General features: G+C 37.4%; 19 protein-coding genes, 1 tRNA gene and 1 pseudogene. 16 read left to right on the top strand and 5 right to left on the bottom strand.

All coding sequences use genetic code 11. The annotated features are described in order from the left end of the window. From ABMA45_RS08350 to ABMA45_RS08415, 14 genes and pseudogenes are all read left to right on the top strand, one after another. Positions 1 to 2,038: RHS repeat domain-containing protein (locus tag ABMA45_RS08350; protein WP_348030138.1), on the top strand; the 2,038-nt coding region annotated here is incomplete at its 5' end. Positions 2,039 to 2,049: 11 nt separating this feature from the next. Beyond that, positions 2,050 to 2,271, top strand: a complete 222-nt coding sequence (locus ABMA45_RS08355) for a hypothetical protein (protein WP_022089438.1) — start codon at positions 2,050 to 2,052, stop codon at positions 2,269 to 2,271. Positions 2,272 to 2,407: 136 nt separating this feature from the next. Continuing rightward, positions 2,408 to 3,565: pseudogene (locus ABMA45_RS08360) on the top strand (RHS repeat-associated core domain-containing protein); the annotation flags it as partial. 12 nt (positions 3,566 to 3,577) lie between these two features. Continuing rightward, complete coding sequence (locus tag ABMA45_RS08365) at positions 3,578 to 3,865, top strand: hypothetical protein (RefSeq protein WP_022089440.1); 288 nt, start codon at positions 3,578 to 3,580, stop codon at positions 3,863 to 3,865. Positions 3,866 to 4,322: 457 nt separating this feature from the next. Further along, positions 4,323 to 4,556: a hypothetical protein gene (locus ABMA45_RS08370; protein WP_022089441.1), complete on the top strand. Its 234-nt coding sequence runs from the start codon at positions 4,323 to 4,325 to the stop codon at positions 4,554 to 4,556. Positions 4,557 to 5,075: 519 nt separating this feature from the next. Further along, entirely contained in the window at positions 5,076 to 5,282 is a 207-nt protein-coding gene (locus tag ABMA45_RS08375) for an HNH/endonuclease VII fold putative polymorphic toxin (RefSeq protein ID WP_022089442.1), read from the top strand. 15 nt (positions 5,283 to 5,297) lie between these two features. Then, a complete protein-coding gene (locus tag ABMA45_RS08380; protein ID WP_022089443.1) occupies positions 5,298 to 5,753 on the top strand; it encodes a YxiF family protein in 456 nt (151 codons plus the stop codon). A gap of 449 nt (positions 5,754 to 6,202) precedes the next feature. Beyond that, a complete protein-coding gene (locus ABMA45_RS08385) occupies positions 6,203 to 6,382 on the top strand; it encodes a hypothetical protein (protein ID WP_022089445.1) in 180 nt (59 codons plus the stop codon). 43 nt (positions 6,383 to 6,425) lie between these two features. Then, a tRNA-Pro gene (locus ABMA45_RS08390) sits at positions 6,426 to 6,499 on the top strand. Between the two features lie 204 nt (positions 6,500 to 6,703). Further along, on the top strand, positions 6,704 to 7,771 hold the full coding sequence (locus ABMA45_RS08395) for an L-threonylcarbamoyladenylate synthase (protein ID WP_022089446.1): 1,068 nt from the start codon (positions 6,704 to 6,706) through the stop codon (positions 7,769 to 7,771). Positions 7,772 to 7,787: 16 nt separating this feature from the next. Further along, positions 7,788 to 8,243 carry an arsenate reductase/protein-tyrosine-phosphatase family protein gene (locus ABMA45_RS08400; protein ID WP_022089447.1) on the top strand — a complete coding sequence of 152 codons (456 nt, stop codon included), beginning with the start codon at positions 7,788 to 7,790 and terminating at the stop codon, positions 8,241 to 8,243. A 20-nt stretch (positions 8,244 to 8,263) separates the two neighbouring features. Further along, positions 8,264 to 8,893, top strand: a complete 630-nt coding sequence (upp, locus tag ABMA45_RS08405; RefSeq protein ID WP_022089448.1) for a uracil phosphoribosyltransferase — start codon at positions 8,264 to 8,266, stop codon at positions 8,891 to 8,893. A gap of 161 nt (positions 8,894 to 9,054) precedes the next feature. After that, complete coding sequence (locus ABMA45_RS08410; RefSeq protein WP_022089449.1) at positions 9,055 to 9,546, top strand: deoxycytidylate deaminase; 492 nt, start codon at positions 9,055 to 9,057, stop codon at positions 9,544 to 9,546. 166 nt (positions 9,547 to 9,712) lie between these two features. Next, positions 9,713 to 10,147, top strand: coding sequence for a hypothetical protein (locus ABMA45_RS08415; protein WP_022089450.1), 435 nt, complete (start codon positions 9,713 to 9,715; stop codon positions 10,145 to 10,147). Between the two features lie 252 nt (positions 10,148 to 10,399). Here ABMA45_RS08415 and ABMA45_RS08420 read toward each other — a convergent pair whose 3' ends face one another. Together ABMA45_RS08420 and ABMA45_RS08425 are read right to left on the bottom strand one after the other, a co-directional pair. Next, positions 10,400 to 10,768: a hypothetical protein gene (locus tag ABMA45_RS08420; protein WP_022089451.1), complete on the bottom strand. Its 369-nt coding sequence runs from the start codon at positions 10,766 to 10,768 to the stop codon at positions 10,400 to 10,402. 96 nt (positions 10,769 to 10,864) lie between these two features. Beyond that, positions 10,865 to 11,545 carry a PAQR family membrane homeostasis protein TrhA gene (locus ABMA45_RS08425; protein WP_022089452.1) on the bottom strand — a complete coding sequence of 227 codons (681 nt, stop codon included), beginning with the start codon at positions 11,543 to 11,545 and terminating at the stop codon, positions 10,865 to 10,867. Between the two features lie 192 nt (positions 11,546 to 11,737). Here ABMA45_RS08425 and ABMA45_RS08430 point away from each other — a divergent pair, with 192 nt between their 5' ends. Beyond that, positions 11,738 to 12,748, top strand: coding sequence for a hypothetical protein (locus ABMA45_RS08430; protein ID WP_022089453.1), 1,011 nt, complete (start codon positions 11,738 to 11,740; stop codon positions 12,746 to 12,748). Then, positions 12,745 to 13,587, top strand: a complete 843-nt coding sequence (locus tag ABMA45_RS08435; protein ID WP_022089454.1) for a CpaF family protein — start codon at positions 12,745 to 12,747, stop codon at positions 13,585 to 13,587. The genes ABMA45_RS08430 and ABMA45_RS08435 overlap by 4 nt, the downstream gene beginning before the upstream one ends. On the opposite strand, the gene ABMA45_RS08440 is transcribed toward ABMA45_RS08435, so the two are convergent. The 3 genes from ABMA45_RS08440 to ABMA45_RS08450 form a co-directional block, all read right to left on the bottom strand. Further along, the gene (locus ABMA45_RS08440) at positions 13,577 to 15,148 is read right to left on the bottom strand and encodes a recombinase family protein (protein WP_022089455.1); all 1,572 of its coding nucleotides are present in this window, start codon (positions 15,146 to 15,148) and stop codon (positions 13,577 to 13,579) included. The genes ABMA45_RS08435 and ABMA45_RS08440 overlap by 11 nt on opposite strands. Before the next feature lie 150 nt (positions 15,149 to 15,298). Next, positions 15,299 to 15,619 carry a hypothetical protein gene (locus ABMA45_RS08445; protein WP_348030145.1) on the bottom strand — a complete coding sequence of 107 codons (321 nt, stop codon included), beginning with the start codon at positions 15,617 to 15,619 and terminating at the stop codon, positions 15,299 to 15,301. 176 nt (positions 15,620 to 15,795) lie between these two features. After that, positions 15,796 to 15,996 (bottom strand): hypothetical protein (locus tag ABMA45_RS08450; protein ID WP_348030147.1); only part of this gene is annotated, 201 nt, incomplete at its 5' end.

Genomic DNA, 15,996 nt, shown 5'->3' on the forward strand with positions numbered 1-15,996 from the left:
CGGAAACAAGACAGGGATTACGTATACGGACGGCAAAAAGGTAAGCTACACATATGATGGAAACAAAAATTTAACGGAAGTTACAGACGGCGATAAAAAGACCACATACACATATGATAGTGATAATAACAGAATAACAAAAACAGAAGGAAAAGAGACACAGGAAAGCACATATGACATATATGGAAATGTGCTTACGGTAAGTCAAAAAGAAGATGAAGATTCTAAATTAATAGAATCATATGAATATGATTTAAACGGAAATGTAACAAAACATTATGAAAGCGGAATCATAACCGGTAAAAAGAAAACATCGACATATGAATATGACAACCTGAACAGGCTTGTAGCAGAGGGAGGAGACAAAACAGTTACATACACATATGATGATGTTGGAAACCTTATTAAGGAAACAAATGGAAAGAAGTCCACAACATACACTTACAATAATTTAAATCAGCAGATTACAAAAAAGGGAAGCTCAGTATTTAGCATAAAACGTTCAAACAAATACAGCGAAAACGGAACGGCGAAAAGAACGGTAAATCCTGAAAAAGAAATAAAAACTTATGAGATTAGTTCGCTTATGGATGGAACCGTAAGTGAAATAAAAAAAGGAATTTCGGAAAAGACGGCATACACATATGACGGCCTTGGAAACAGAACAAGAGAAACAATTACAACAGGACTAATCAAAAAGAAGAAAAAGGAAAAAGAGTATGTGTGGGACTACACGGAAAAATATCCCGTACTGCTTGAAGAAAAGGAATCAGATGGTACAATTGTAAGGTATACATATGCAGGAAACAGGGAAAGAGCATATGCGGATGTAACAAAAAACAGTGAAAATGCGAAAGCACAGGCTTACAGTCTCTATACGGACAGACTCGGAAGCACAAGATGGGCACTGGATGAAAATGCAGAGGTTGCAGCGAAAACAGAGTATGATGCATGGGGAAAGCCGGAAACAGAAACGGTAAGCAGTAAACTTAACGGAATAAACATTTCAAAAAGTTATACCGGATATGTTTATGATGAAACAACAGGCTACTGGAATGCGGGAGCAAGAATGTACAATTCCACAGACAGGGAATTTATACAGAAGGACCCTAAAGCAGGAAATGTACATGAAACCCTAACCCAGAACGGTTACATTTATTGTGGAGACAATCCGCTGTATTACATAGATCCTGACGGATGTTCATACATAAGTACACTTGGAAATGCAGGAAGAACAGCTTTCAATGTTGTAAAGAGTGGAGTGGCAGGCGGACTTGGATTATATGCAAGGGTATGCTGTGAAATAGATAACATGCCGACATGGGCAAAGGCGGCCGTAGGAACAACAGGAATAATAATTGCAGGAGCAAGTGGAGTAGGAGCAGCCGCAATAGCGGAAGCAGTAATAGCGTCAGCAGGAATATCCGCGGCAACAGACGGAGCATTCTACAGCATATATGCATTAAACAATGGAAGTTTCAGCAAATCAGAATTAAAGGACACGGTCATAAACGGAGCAGTAAACGGCTACATGTTTGCAGGAGCAGGGCTTGGAGTGGCAGGAATACGAAATGCTGCAAAGAGTGGAAAACTTGCAGGGGTTATGGCAGATGAAGCTGGAAGTGTGTCATATGAGGGTGGTAGAACATCTGTCAAGACTGATTTTTATGTTAAACCTAACGGAGAGATTGTACCTGCTACTGGATATAGATACATGCCAGCGGAGGCAAGTTACATGGATTCGCTAAAAAATACAATGGAAATACCAGCCAACCCTAGTGGAACATATATCACTTTTGATAAATTTGATGTACCTACTCCAGGCAGACTTCAAGTGCCACACGATGCATCTATTCGTGGTTCGTTTGATACATTGCAAATTATTGATGATATTAGAGTGCCAAACGGAAAGTGGGGACAAGCAAGTTGGTTAGAACCAATTACTAAGGATTTTCCTAAGTATGGTCATGGAGGTGCAACACAGGCACTCACATATCAAAAAATAAAGCTTAATAGTCTTAAGGACTTGTCACGATAAAGGAGGTTACTATGCTTTTTTCAAATGCTAATGATTATAAAATGTGCACAGAAATCGTAAGAAAAGAGTTATCACAAAGAAATATTTGCGTTAGCGATGATGTCCTTGATAAGATTACAGAAGATGTTATGAATATTACATATGCAAAAGGAGGAAACTATTCATATGATGTAGTTCAATGCTTTGCAGAAACATATGTGGAAGAAGAGTTTTATAAAAAATTTCTTGAGTGATAGCATTAGAAAATGAAGTGAAGAGCAAGTCGGCAAGGGGTATTCTTGCCGACTTGGAGCATCTTAACACTGATGTGTTAATGTAAAGACTAGTGAAGAATACAATGACCTTGCGGAATACAACACCGGATATGTTTATGATGAAACAACAGGCTACTGGAATGCGGGAGCAAGAATGTACAATTCCACAGACAGGGAATTTATACAGAAGGACCCTAAAGCAGGAAATGTATATGAAACCCTAACCCAGAACGGTTACATTTATTGTGGAGACAATCCGCTGTATTACATAGATCCTGACGGATGTTCATACATAAGCACACTTGGAAATGCAGGAAGAACAGCCTTCAACGTTGTAAAGAGCGGAGTGGCAGGCGGACTTGGATTTTACACAAGGGTATGCTGCGAAATAGATAACATGCCTACATGGGCAAAGGCAGCCATTGGAACAACAGGAATAATAATTGCAGGAGCAAGTGGAGTAGGAGCAGCCGCAATAGCGGAAGCAGTAATAGCGTCAGCAGGAATATCCGCGGCAACAGACGGAGCATTCTACAGCATATATGCATTAAACAATGGAAGTTTCAGCAAATCAGAATTAAAGGACACGGTCATGGGAGCAGCCGCAATAGCACAAGCGGTAATAGCGTCAGCAGGAATATCGGCTGTAACAGACGGAGCATTTTACAGCATATATGCATTAAACAACGGAAGTTTCAGCAAATCAGAATTAAAGGACACGGTCATAAACGGAGCAGTAAACGGCTACATGTTTGCAGGAGCAGGGCTTGGAGTGGCAGGAATACAAAATGCTGCAAAGAGTGGAAAACTAGCAGGGTTTATGGCAGATGAAGCAGGAAGTGCGTCGTATGAGGGTGGTAGAACATCAGGTAAAGTATGGGATTACTCTAAACAATTTGATAGTGAATTAGCTAACTTTAATGCTGGATATAAGATAAAAAATGTTATCGATGAAGATTTATATTTAGTTCAATTTCACTCGAATGCTGAAGTAGGTAATGGAAGAAGTTTGAAATATTGGACTACTTTTGATGAGGCAAATGGAATTAGTACAGTAGATGATTACATGAATCAAATGGCGTTGTTGAGCAATTGGGGAGCAAGAGATAATGTATCTATTGCTAAAATATCAGCAGGAACAAAGATTAAATACGCAATTGGAACTGCAAGGGAACAAGTTGGAGCAATAGAATCAAGACCTGGTGGGGGACTACAGATACTATTTGAGCAGTTTGATGATGGTTGGGTTTTAGAGACAAGACCATTGCCATAGAAAGAAGGAAATATGAATAAATATGATATATTAGAAGGAAAGTTGAAAGCTATAAATGAATATATTGATACTATGTGTTTAGAAAGTAATGTTACAATAGAATATTTGAAACAATATAAGGAATATATAAATAAATTAATTATTGCTATTCAAAATAGAACAATAAGAAATTCAAATGGAGCTTTGATGGGACTCATTAGAGGTATTTCGGATTATGATGAACTCTGTGCTGATGATGTCTTTTTGAAGTTAGTAAAAGACGCAGACAATTATTATTGCAAGGAGTGTCAATCATTTTAATGATCTCTCTACATTAAAGACATCCAAAGGAAGATGTTCTTTATTTTGGTGAATTAATGCTTTTTGTTAAACGGTTAATTAAGGATAAAGAGATGAAAAAATATAAATATAAATTGCTTGAACTAGAAAATGTATTAGAAGCATATTTTAATTAGTTACTGTAATAAATATGTTAGAAAAAATAAGCCATATCACAAGCAAAAGGCTGGTAGATTTTCTATTAGCCTTTTGTAAATTTCACTATCTACACAATCTTGTATAAATATCATATTACTGTTATAAATCATTTTGATCGTACTAATCTGAAATATTCCAAAATCATTTGAGATAGAGGTTAATGGAGAAAAGATTACTCAAGGTAATTAGGAAGTTATATTTGCTCGGCTAAGACAAGCAGGACAGTTGCCAGTAATAAAACATGCACAGTTTAATGGATGGCATTAGGATGTAGAAGAATATGAAAGATATATTAGAGATGGAATTGGAAGAATATATTCCTTTGAAGATTATATTTAATAAGGAAGAGGAAGCGGTTGAATATATTTCATATTCAAAAGATAAAACTTCTTCATTGGAATTTACAGTGGGTATAAAGAGTAAGTTATTAAAAAGAATAACGCTATTGCTTTGCAAGGAGTATTCAGAAACTACGAATAAGCTAGTGGTGGGAATTTTGAAAATGGAAAGATAAATTTTCATAGTGATGATATTGAATGCCCTATTTTTAAAACTATTTTGTATTCTAATGGTACCAGAATAATATTATCAGACAAAAAAAGTTCCAAGTATATAAAAATGGATAAAGTGTATTTTGGATTGTCAGAAACAGATGATATTATTGAAATATGTGTATGTGATATGAGTGTTTCTGAATTGGAACACTTAAAAAAAGAATTAGAGTTGCAGTGAGTAAAAAGAAGTGCCAGTAAGGAAGAGGCGTTTTATCTAATGCTTTATCACTTTTCTATGCCCATCAGATAAATCAAGATTGTCATACTGGTCACGGAATTTCTGTTCCTGCTGTGAAAACTTCACAGTTGACTTTGGAATGTGTATTCATTTTTCGATGTAGGGGCATCGACTTGGATTGTTATAAGTGTAAAGACTTTATGTCAAGAGGGGTAAAAGTTCTACTAGAAGACAAGTATTTAGAGAGGCGAAGGAAGCAACAGGTATTCCAAAGTCAGCAGAATATAAAACTCACAAGTTTGTGTTTGATGGAACATCAGAAAACAGAATTGTGTATGAATTTGATGTAAGTGGAGAAAAGAAATATATTATAGAACATCCTTTTGATAAGATGGGACGTGGAAATCATTTTCATGGTGCAGATGCTACAAAAGGAAATCCGTTCAGTAAAGGTAGATATAATCAATACCCAGGACATTTCCCAGAGGATTTTAATGGGTTTAAATAGGAAATGGAGATATAAATGGATAAAACAAGATTGGTTGAAGCCAAAAGAAGAAATGGAATACTACAAATCTGTAAAGAATGGAGAAATAATGGAATAGAAATAGCTATTGATGATTTTTATGATATTCATACTACTTTACAATTACAAGAAAAAATAATTGCTAAGTTAGATGATTTGGATACTCAGAAAAAGTATATTGTTTGTAAAAAAACATATGAAATAGAAGATTTCTTGAATTATACAAGTAAAGTAATATGTAAATCAATGAAATATGTTTTTTTTGTGGAAAACTCAACAAAGTTTGGAGCAATAAAATTACAAGGAGATATTATTTCTAATAATATAGAATATATAATAAGTAAATCGGAACTCTTAAATGGTGGATGTAGCATATTCATTTGTTCATGTGGTTTAGAAAATGGTGTGTGTTTATGGAGAGGAGAGTATGATAGTAGAGTTTACTGCTGGTAATAGTAGTTTATTCTTTTACTTATTTTTTAGAGATACCGAGAAGAGTTATGCTAAAAGAGATGTAGTTGAACTGACACATCCTCTCACAAAGATAAAGTCAAGACTAGAAAATACTAAAATATTAATGAATAATTGAATTTTCCTAGTAAGGTTGTAGGGATTAGGATTTATATGCTTATTATGAGCATTTGTATGAGTTACATTAAAACCGGAATTTGAAATATTATGAAAGGCTACATTTAATAATTACTTCGTATAATAATATATGAAGTAATTATTAGATATTTTCCTTTAAAATTAGAACGCATTGTTTTCATAGCACTTGGTGCTGTGGAGATGATGCGATTTTGCATTAAATGTCAGCACATTAAAATGACGGCCTTGGAAACAGAACAAAAGAAACAATTACAACAGGACTAATCAAAAAGAAAAAAGAGGAAAAAGAGTATGTGTGGGACTACACAGAAAAGTATCCGGTACTGCTTGAAGAAAAGGAATCAGATGGTACAATTGTAAGGTATACATATGCAGGAAACAGGGAAAGAGCATATGCGGATGTGACAAAAAACAGTGAAAATGCGAAAGCAGACAAAAAACTTGAAAATACTAACAGATATGATAAAATATAAAAGTTCTTAATAAATACACTAAGAATCAAAAAATTTTTTTAATCGGTGCGTGGCTCAGTTTGGTAGAGCGCTGCGTTCGGGACGCAGAGGTCGCAGGTTCGAATCCTGTCGCACCGATTTTTTAGCGCAAAAAAACAATATTTTATTATTGATATAAAAGCTGTAGTCTATATGAAAAAGCAAATTTTGCATTAAATACAATGCCCTGCAAAACATTTACAATACATCATAATATTTGTAATTTGATGCCATATATGGTATTATAAAAAATGAGTATGGGCTTACGTAGAATTTAGAAAAATTCAGTAAAAGAGGCAAAAAATGGATACTTTAATTGTAAAAATGAATTCAGAAAATATTGATAATGAATCAATAAAAAAAGCTGGAGAAATAATAAGAGAAGGTGGACTTGTAGCATTCCCTACAGAGACTGTATACGGATTGGGTGCCAATGCATTAAATAAAGAGGCAGCTAAGAAGATTTATGCGGCAAAGGGCAGACCGTCTGACAATCCATTAATTGCACATATAGCAAATGAAGAGATGCTTAAACCGTTGGTAAAAGAGATTCCGGAAGTGGCAAAGAAACTTATGGATGCTTTTTGGCCGGGTCCAATGACACTTATTTTTAATAAAAGTGATATTGTTCCAAAGGACACAACGGGAGGATTGGATACAGTTGCTATAAGAATGCCAAATCACCCGATTGCACAGGCGCTTATAAAAGAAGCAGGTGTTAGCATAGCAGCACCAAGTGCAAATTTATCAGGAAAGCCAAGTCCTACATTAGGAGAACATGTTATTGATGACATGGATGGCAGAATTGATATGATTATTGACGGTGGAATGGTAGGAATGGGGTTGGAGTCAACGATTATTGACGTAACAGTTGAGCCGCCTATGATTTTGCGCCCAGGATTTATTACAAAAGAAATGTTAAAAGAGGTAATAGACCAAGTAGAAACGGATAAGGCGATTCTTACAAAGCCTACGGACGGACTTAGACCGAAGGCTCCAGGTATGAAATATAGGCATTACGCACCTAAAGCTGATTTTCGAATGTACGATGGAGAAGAAGAAAAGGTTGCGAATGAAATAATTAAAGTTGCCAATGAAAAGGATTCACAGGGATACGTTACGGGAATACTTACATCAGACCAGAATAAACATTTTTATGAAGGAAAGGTAAATGATGGAGTAGTTATAGTGTCTCTAGGGGACTTGGACAAGCCTGAAACAATTGCAAATCATTTGTTTAAAGCACTGAGAGATTTTGATAAGATGGAAGCTCAGTTTATTTTTGGAGAAACATTTTCCAGAAAAGATGTAGGTGATGCGATTATGAACAGACTTACTAAGGCAGCAGGTTATAACATAATAAACTTATAGTATATTTGGAGGCATAATGGATTATTCAAAGATTATCTTCGTAACGAAAGATGATACATCAAGAGGTCCGTTGGCAGCGGCCATTTTAAGACAGAAGATGCCAATAGAACCAATTGAGATTGAATCCAGAGGCTTGATTGTATTGTTCCCGGAGCCGATAAATCAGAAAGTTGAGGCGATAGCAGCGGCGAAAGATTTAGACGTAAAGGGATATGCATCACAACAATTAAGTGAATCGGACTTTGGAAAAGATGTGTTAGTTTTAGTATTTGAAGAAAGTTTAAAGCCTACTGTATATGAGGAATATGCGGAGGCACAGAATGTTTACACATTCAAAGAATTTATAAATGAGTCAGGAAATATTGCGGACCCTTATGGTGGAGAATTACAGGAATATGGTAAGTTATACGACTCATTGAATGAATTAATGAGAAAATTGGTTTACAAATTAAGAGTACCAAAATTAAGTTAAAAAGATGGAGGAAGTAATAAATGGCAAAGACAATGGTAATGGATCATCCATTGATTCAGCACAAAATTGGAATAATCAGAAGAAAAGAAACAGGAACAAAGGATTTCAGACAGTTAATCAGTGAAATTGCAATGCTCATTACATATGAAGCAACAAGAGAATTAGAATTAACAGATGTTGAAATTGATACACCAATTTGCAAAACAACAGTAAAAGAATTAGGTGGAAAGAAGTTAGCAATAGTTCCTATCTTAAGAGCCGGTTTAGGAATGGTAGACGGAATGTTAGCAATGATTCCATCAGCAAAAGTAGGACATATCGGACTTTATAGAGACCCTGTAACAGTAAAACCTGTTGAATACTACTGTAAATTACCTGAAGATTGTGAAAACAGAGATGTATTTGTAGTAGACCCAATGTTAGCAACAGGTGGTTCATCTGTAGCAGCAATTCAGATGTTAAAAGATAAAGGTGTAAAAAATATCAAATTTATGTGTATCATAGCAGCTCCTGAAGGAGTAAAAGCAATGCAGGAAGCACATCCGGATGTTGACATGTTTATCGGAGCATTAGACGAAAAATTAAATGAACACAGCTATATAGTACCAGGATTAGGAGACGCTGGAGACAGAATATTCGGAACTAAATAAGCACTGCATCAATAAGTAAAAATACGTTTTCTTGTGCTAGCACAAAAGAAAACGTATTTTTGCTTATTGATATAGCGCGCATGCGCGCGACCGAAATGAAGCGAAGCGGAATTGAGGTGCAGTGCTTGAGGTATAGCTTATGACAACAAGGAGGTACATGTATGCGAAGTTATAAAAGAAAAGACTATATATCCTGGGATGAATATTTTATGGGAGTTGCATATTTATCATCGATGCGCTCAAAAGACCCAAATACTCAGGTTGGAGCATGCATAGTAAGTCAGGATAATAAGATTTTATCTATGGGATACAACGGACTTCCTGTGGGATGTGACGATGATGAATTTCCATGGAATCGTGAAAGTGACAGCCCGTATGACAATAAATATTTTTACACAACACATAGTGAATTGAATGCAATATTAAATTACCGAGGTGGAAGTTTAGAAGGAGCAAAAATATACGTGACATTATTTCCCTGTAATGAATGCGCAAAAGCAATTATCCAATGTGGAATAAAAGAAGTTATTTACGATCAGGACAAATATGGAGATACACCAGGGGTAAAGGCGTCGAAACGAATGATGGACGCTGCAGGTGTAAAATATACTCGCTATAAAAAATCAAATAGAATTATAGAAGTGGATTTATAATTTGCACATATTTTAACTGCATAGAAAAGAGATATGCGAATACAAAAGAGGGAATTATCCAAATTAAATGACGCAAAGTATAAATTGTTTTTCATTATGATAGATGTCGATAAATTTAATAAATTTTCTAAATTTGGTTAATATAAAAATAAAAAGGATTTAGAAAATGAAAAGTATTGATACAATAAAGTTGTTGCAGGAATGCGATGCCGGGACCAAAATGGCGGTAGCGTCAATAGACAATATGCTTGATAAAGTAGGAAGTCAGCAGTTGAAAAATGTCCTAGAAGAAAGCAAATCGCATCATGAAAGTCTAGGAAATCAAATTCATGATATGTTAAATGAAAGAGAAGCTTTTGAAAAAGAACCAAATCCAATAGCAAAAGGAATGTCTCGTGTGAAAACAGGTGTAAAAACAACAATGGAAAGCGGAGATGCTACAATTGCGGATTTGATTACAGATGGTTGCAATATGGGAATTAAATCTTTGCACAAATATTTAAACCAATATGAAAAAGCTGAAAAAAATGCTAAAGAAATGGCAAAACAAATAATAGAAATAGAGGAAAAACTCAGGAGTGAAGTCGCAGAATATTTATAGTGGCAAAATTAATAATAATTGCATACAATGTAAATAGGCAAGAATACTTGCTAGATTTAAGCACGTCGTTACTTTGAATGCAAACTTTTAATTTAAGTGCTTCACTACTTTGAATGTGAACCTTTATTTTGAGCACTTGGCAGCTTAAAATGCGAATCATTATTTTTTTAGGGAGATAAAGTTCTTATCTCCCTGTTTTTGTGTATTATATGAATTAAATTTTATCGCTTGTAAAAACAAGCACGTCATTTACTATTGATTTCTTCTTTGAATTTCATATAAAAGAAGAACCATAATTGTATCTTTTAACCAATCATCTTCGGGATATATTATGCAGACATCATTTTCGCAGGCTGCATTTTCCATATGAACAATCTCAAAAATTCTATCCCTGATACCTAAAAGTCTGGTTTTATCAGGATATTCGTCGTACATAGGACTGCCGACATAATCCATTTTATCGCACTCTTCTTCTATAGTACTTTGAATTTTTGCAAAAGCTTTAGGGTACATTTCCTTAACATAATCAATTTTGTTAGAAAAAGAAGAATCCATCTTGATAAAAAAGCCTTCACTAAGTGAACTTTGCTGTATATAAACGGGTATATAATTATAAATCATTTTCAAATCCGACTATTTTCTTAATATATCTATATGACAAAATAAAAAATAACGTGATTGAAAAATAGACAAAATTCACATTAAAGCGTCAGAAAATTATTGTGGTAACGCATAAAGTAAAATTGCAAAAAAATGAAGGATGCTTCCAAGTAAAATAAATAAATGGAAGATAGAGTGCATATATCTGTGGTTTTTTCCAAGCCCATATAAAACAGCACCAACAGTATAAGCAATTCCACCGGAAACAAGTAATACAACTCCACCCATTCCCATAACTTCAAATGTCTGTCTTATAAAGAATATGATGCACCATCCCATGGCTAAATAGCAAATCATGGAAAATACGTTATATTTCTTTAAATCTATAGCAGTAAGCGTACATGCAACTACTGCACAACCCCAGACAATACCAAATAAAACCCATGCGATAACAGGATATTTAGGCATCATTGCAACAAGTAGTACAGGAGTATAACTTCCTGCAATTAAAAAGTAAATAGTGCAATGGTCAAGAACCTGCATAACTTTTTTGGCTTTGCCCGGTTTCAAACCGTGATAAATACTGGACATTGCATATAGGTCAATAAGAGTAATTCCATAAATGATACTACTTATTACACCGATAGCACTTCCGTGTTTAGCTGCCATAATAATACATAATACCATAGCTGCTATGCCTAATGCTCCCCCAACAATGTGGGATACCATATTAAAAATCTCTTCCCCTTTTGTGTAATCAGGGAGTTCTCTGTCGTCTAATTTAATTCTTTTAGCCATTTGACACCTCCAAAACATAACATGTAGTATTCAATACTACATCAGTATAACACAGTGAAATTTATAGTCAACAGTAAAATTCAAAAAGAAAAATAGAAAAAATTATAAAAAGGTATAGACAATTTGAAAATATGCATATATAATGTGAGTACACTAAAAACAACAAAAAGTATATAGAAAGGAACAAAATAAATGAAAACAGGTATGCTGGGAATTTACGATGTTGATAGCAACTATGCGAATTCGCTTATGGAGTACATAAGTGACAAAAGAGGAATACCGTTTCGCACGGTTGCATTTACAGAATTAGAGGCACTTAAGGAATTTGCAGAAAAAAGAGAGATAGATATTTTGTTGATATCTGCAACTGCAATGACGCATGATATTGCTGAATATAATATTGGAAAGATAATTTTGCTGACGGATGGTAACGTATTTGCCGAATATATAAGTTATGCATCGATTTATAAATATCAATCTTCAGAAAATATTATAAGAGAAGTAATAAATTATTATGTCGATATAAGCACTGCGGAAGGCGTCGGGTCAGTTTTGGTTGATGATGTTGAAGTAATTGGAGTGTATTCGCCAATTGGCAGAAGTGGAAAGACCACATTTGCAATTACTTTAGGACAGGTTTTAGCGAAAGAGAAAGAAACCCTGTATATAAATATGGAAGAGTTTTCAGCATTGTCAAAGATTTTTAATAAAGAATACAGCGGAGATTTGTCTGACCTAATGTATTTTTACAAGCAGAATCCGGAGTCGTTACCATTAAAACTTAAAGCGATAGTTAACAGCATAAATGAAATGGATTACATACCGCCTTCGATGTTTTCTAATGACTTGAGAAGTTTAGATAGTAGTGTTTGGTTAGGAATGATACAGGCAATTATTAATTCAGGAATGTATAAGACGATAATTTTAGATTTAAGTAATATGGTTAAAGACATTTATGAAGTGCTGGAGTTTTGTAACGTAATTTATATGCCAATGAATGATGACAGAATGTCGCTTATGAAAATATCTGAATTTGAAGAATTTATATTTAAAACAGAGCAGGAAGAGTTGTTAGATAAGATTGTTAAGGTAAAATTGCCTATTTGTAATGAAAACCAATGGGATGAAGATTATTTTGATAAGCAGATTTGGGGTAGTTTAGGTGATTTTATAAGAAAACTGTTAAAAGAGGAAGTGGCTTGAAAACAAAAGTTGATTTAGAAGAATTGCGTGAAAAAATAATTGAAGAGATAGACATGACAAGAAATCCTAATGATGAAGAGCTTCATGAAATAATTGATTATGTTATTGCAGGAGTTGCCAAGTGCAGACTTATGCCACTTTATGACAGATGGGAGATACATAGACAATTGTATGATTCAATCAGAGGACTTGGAATTTTAGAGGAACTTTTGGCAGATGATAATATTTCTGAAATTATGATTAATGGAGTGGACAATATTTATGCAGAAAAATTTGGCCGAATTGTAAAAATAGATGGGAAATTTCCTTCGGTAGAAAGGTTAGAGGACGTAATTCAGCAGATTGTTTCAGCAACAAATAGAAGGGTAAATCAGTCTGATCCTATAGTGGATACAAGATTGCCTGACGGTTCAAGAGTAAACGTGGTTTTGCCCCCTGTTGCGATTGATGGAGCCGCAGTAACAATTAGAAAATTTCCGGCTGACCAGATAACAATGGAAGATTTGATTAAATGGGGTTCTATCACAAAAGAGGCAGCCGATTTTCTTAAAAAACTTGTAGAGGGTGGATACAACATTTTTATAAGTGGAGGAACAGGTTCAGGCAAGACTACATTTTTAAATGCATTGTCCAATTATATTCCGCAGGATGAGAGAATTATTACGATAGAGGATTCGGCAGAATTACAATTGCTCAATACTGATAATTTGGTACGAATGGAAACAAGGCAGGCGAATACTGAGGGTGAAAATGAAATAACAATCAGAGATTTAATAAAGACAGCTTTGAGAATGAGGCCGGAACCCCACCATTATGAAATAGTGAGGTTTAGAGCGTAATAAAAAGCCGCTCCCCGTCCCAAGTACACTCCTGAATTACAGCGCGAGCGATCGCGTTTTTTTCTTTGTCGTCGAAGCCATCCAGGCCATGAATCAGCTTCGCGATTTCCGCAGCCGTGGCCTTGGCATCCTTCGCACTGGCAGCAGCCCGGTGGCTTTCCATCTCGGCCAGCGAGGCTTCGCGCTTCAGAGCACCCAGCTCAACGTCCAGGCGTTCCATTTCCGCGATGATATACTTTGATGCAGCGGAATCCTCGGCCAGAGCTAACGATGCAGCCAGGCGGCCGATCTTACGCTCACAGGCAGACACGCGAGCCTGCGCGGCCTTCAGATCAGGAACATCGGCCGGAGCTTCCGCTTTGACGAATTTCTGAATCAAGGCAGGATCCGCAGTGATGCCACGGAATAGCTCCAGGACTTTCTCATCCAGCAGATCGCATTTGATCTGCCCCATGTCGCAGGCGTCCACGCCCTGCCGCATTCGCTTCCTGCAGTAGTACCAGGAAGAACAGGTACCGTCGACCTTTTTCTTTCTGGAAACCTGCATCAGGTTTCCGCACTTACACCGGAGCACGCCCTTCAGGAGAGGCACCGGCCACTTTGCATCCTTGATGCATTTATTCTGAGTAAACCGGGACTGCACCGCGAGCCATTTCTCGGCAGGCATGAAGGGTTTGTGCTTTCCAAGACACACGGTCCACTTCTCCGGCGGCTGCGCCTGGTGCTTTTTGTTTTTCTCCGTCGACCGGCCATAGATGATCACGCCGACGGATCCGTCCCACATTTCACGCGGGGAGCCAGGATCCATGATGCAGCCCTTCGCGGCATAGAAGTCGTACACTTCCGGAGTCGCCTCGACGCAATACGGCATGGTCAGCATTTTATGCAGCTGCGTGGTCGAGAAGAACTTCCCGCTCTGTGTTCGGATGCCTTGGTTTTTGAATCGCGTCTCCATCCCCTGCAAGCTGCAGTTATAAGCCAGGAAGGTATCAAAGATCTGCGTCACGTAGCGAGCCCCGTCCGGATCCACCTCAATGGAGCAGTGCTTCTTCCCATTCACAACAATATGCTTCCTGACGTAGCCAACCGGAGGATTACCGCCAGTCCAGTATCCCTTTTTAGCAAGGCCCAGCATATTATCCGTAACACGGGCCGCGATGGTTTCACGCTCCATCTGAGCGAAGACCACCGTGACATACATCATGGCGCGCCCGATCGGCGTCGTGGTGTCGATGTTTTCCTTTATTGAGATGAACATCACGCCATGCTCCTCCAGGAGCGCGTAGATATTCGCAAAGTCCCGGACATCCCTGGAAAGACGATCCAGCTGATAGACTACCAGGACATCGCAGAAGCCACCCTTTATAAAAGACAGCATGCGCTGCAAATCTGGCCGGGACGTATTTGCACCGGTGAAGTCTTCATCAGAGAACTGCTGCCAGGAATCCACCTGGCCGGAAAACTTCGACTCGCAGTATTCCCGGTTCATCCGGAACTGATTATCGATTGAATCTGATTTATCAGAAAATACGGATTTTCGTCCGTAGGAAAAGAACCTCATCGTCTCACCTCCCCAAAAAGAGTATAAAAAATAAACCCTTGCGGATTTACGGAAACGGCTGTAAAATAAGATTTGATGATTTACGTCAAATTATGCAGCTTCCGCAAGGAAGAACAGGTCGCCTGGTGTTCGCAGCACTGGGCGATTTTTTTATTTACATTTCTTAATTAACGCACGCAATCCGGGGAGAGTCTCCACGAATTCATCCTCCAGATCTGAAACAGATAACCAGGAAGACAAAAGCAATTTGTGGTCAATTAAAAATTGAAGTATTGGCCGCGGCAGGCCCCGGTCTGGAAACAGCGGCTTCTCGTCAAGAGCGTGCTGGATCAGAGCTGACGCATCAGCGCGATACATCCCGTCAAGCATCGGAACTCCTAACTTTTTCATAAGCTCAAGCTGAGCCTCCGTAACTTCTGGCATTTCCAATTCATGAGTAAACGGAGGAAGCAAGCCTGTACGCGCTTCCACATCGGAGATCGCCTCCCAGGATCCACAAAGAACGCGCCTCGTGTTGCGTCTTCTGCTTCCTGGGTTTTTTCCGGTTATTTTATACCGAAGGATGCGATCATCCGGCAGCTTCACGATTGGAGCCGCAGGTTCGGCTTCGGTTTGCCGCGAGAAAATTCTGCTGAAGAATCCCACGACTACGCCTCCTTTTTACCTGCCCCTTCGTCGTTTCCACCACTGGAGAGAGACGATTCTGCCGCCGCTTTTTTCTGAAGTTCAAGCTGCTGCCGGTACGCTTCGACTTCCGCATCGATGTCGATATCAGGAACCGAAGATCCAGGAGCGGCGTCGGCGGTACCAGAAACGCCGGAGTCCCCGATCGCAGAGCACACGTCCAT

Origin of the sequence: Eubacterium sp. CAG:156, from assembly GCF_000434315.1 — a bacterium.
Classification (GTDB): Bacteria; Bacillota; Clostridia; order Lachnospirales; family Lachnospiraceae; genus Eubacterium_U; species Eubacterium_U album.

Coding starts and splice junctions, on each gene's coding strand:
- ABMA45_RS08355 (WP_022089438.1), top strand. CDS start 2,050: ATGCTTTTTTCAAATGCTAATGATTATAAAATGTGCACAGAAATCGTA.
- ABMA45_RS08365 (WP_022089440.1), top strand. CDS start 3,578: ATGAATAAATATGATATATTAGAAGGAAAGTTGAAAGCTATAAATGAA.
- ABMA45_RS08370 (WP_022089441.1), top strand. CDS start 4,323: ATGAAAGATATATTAGAGATGGAATTGGAAGAATATATTCCTTTGAAG.
- ABMA45_RS08380 (WP_022089443.1), top strand. CDS start 5,298: ATGGATAAAACAAGATTGGTTGAAGCCAAAAGAAGAAATGGAATACTA.
- ABMA45_RS08395 (WP_022089446.1), top strand. CDS start 6,704: ATGGATACTTTAATTGTAAAAATGAATTCAGAAAATATTGATAATGAA.
- ABMA45_RS08400 (WP_022089447.1), top strand. CDS start 7,788: ATGGATTATTCAAAGATTATCTTCGTAACGAAAGATGATACATCAAGA.
- upp (WP_022089448.1), top strand. CDS start 8,264: ATGGCAAAGACAATGGTAATGGATCATCCATTGATTCAGCACAAAATT.
- ABMA45_RS08410 (WP_022089449.1), top strand. CDS start 9,055: ATGCGAAGTTATAAAAGAAAAGACTATATATCCTGGGATGAATATTTT.
- ABMA45_RS08415 (WP_022089450.1), top strand. CDS start 9,713: ATGAAAAGTATTGATACAATAAAGTTGTTGCAGGAATGCGATGCCGGG.
- ABMA45_RS08420 (WP_022089451.1), bottom strand. CDS start 10,768: ATGATTTATAATTATATACCCGTTTATATACAGCAAAGTTCACTTAGT.
- ABMA45_RS08425 (WP_022089452.1), bottom strand. CDS start 11,545: ATGGCTAAAAGAATTAAATTAGACGACAGAGAACTCCCTGATTACACA.
- ABMA45_RS08430 (WP_022089453.1), top strand. CDS start 11,738: ATGAAAACAGGTATGCTGGGAATTTACGATGTTGATAGCAACTATGCG.
- ABMA45_RS08440 (WP_022089455.1), bottom strand. CDS start 15,148: ATGAGGTTCTTTTCCTACGGACGAAAATCCGTATTTTCTGATAAATCA.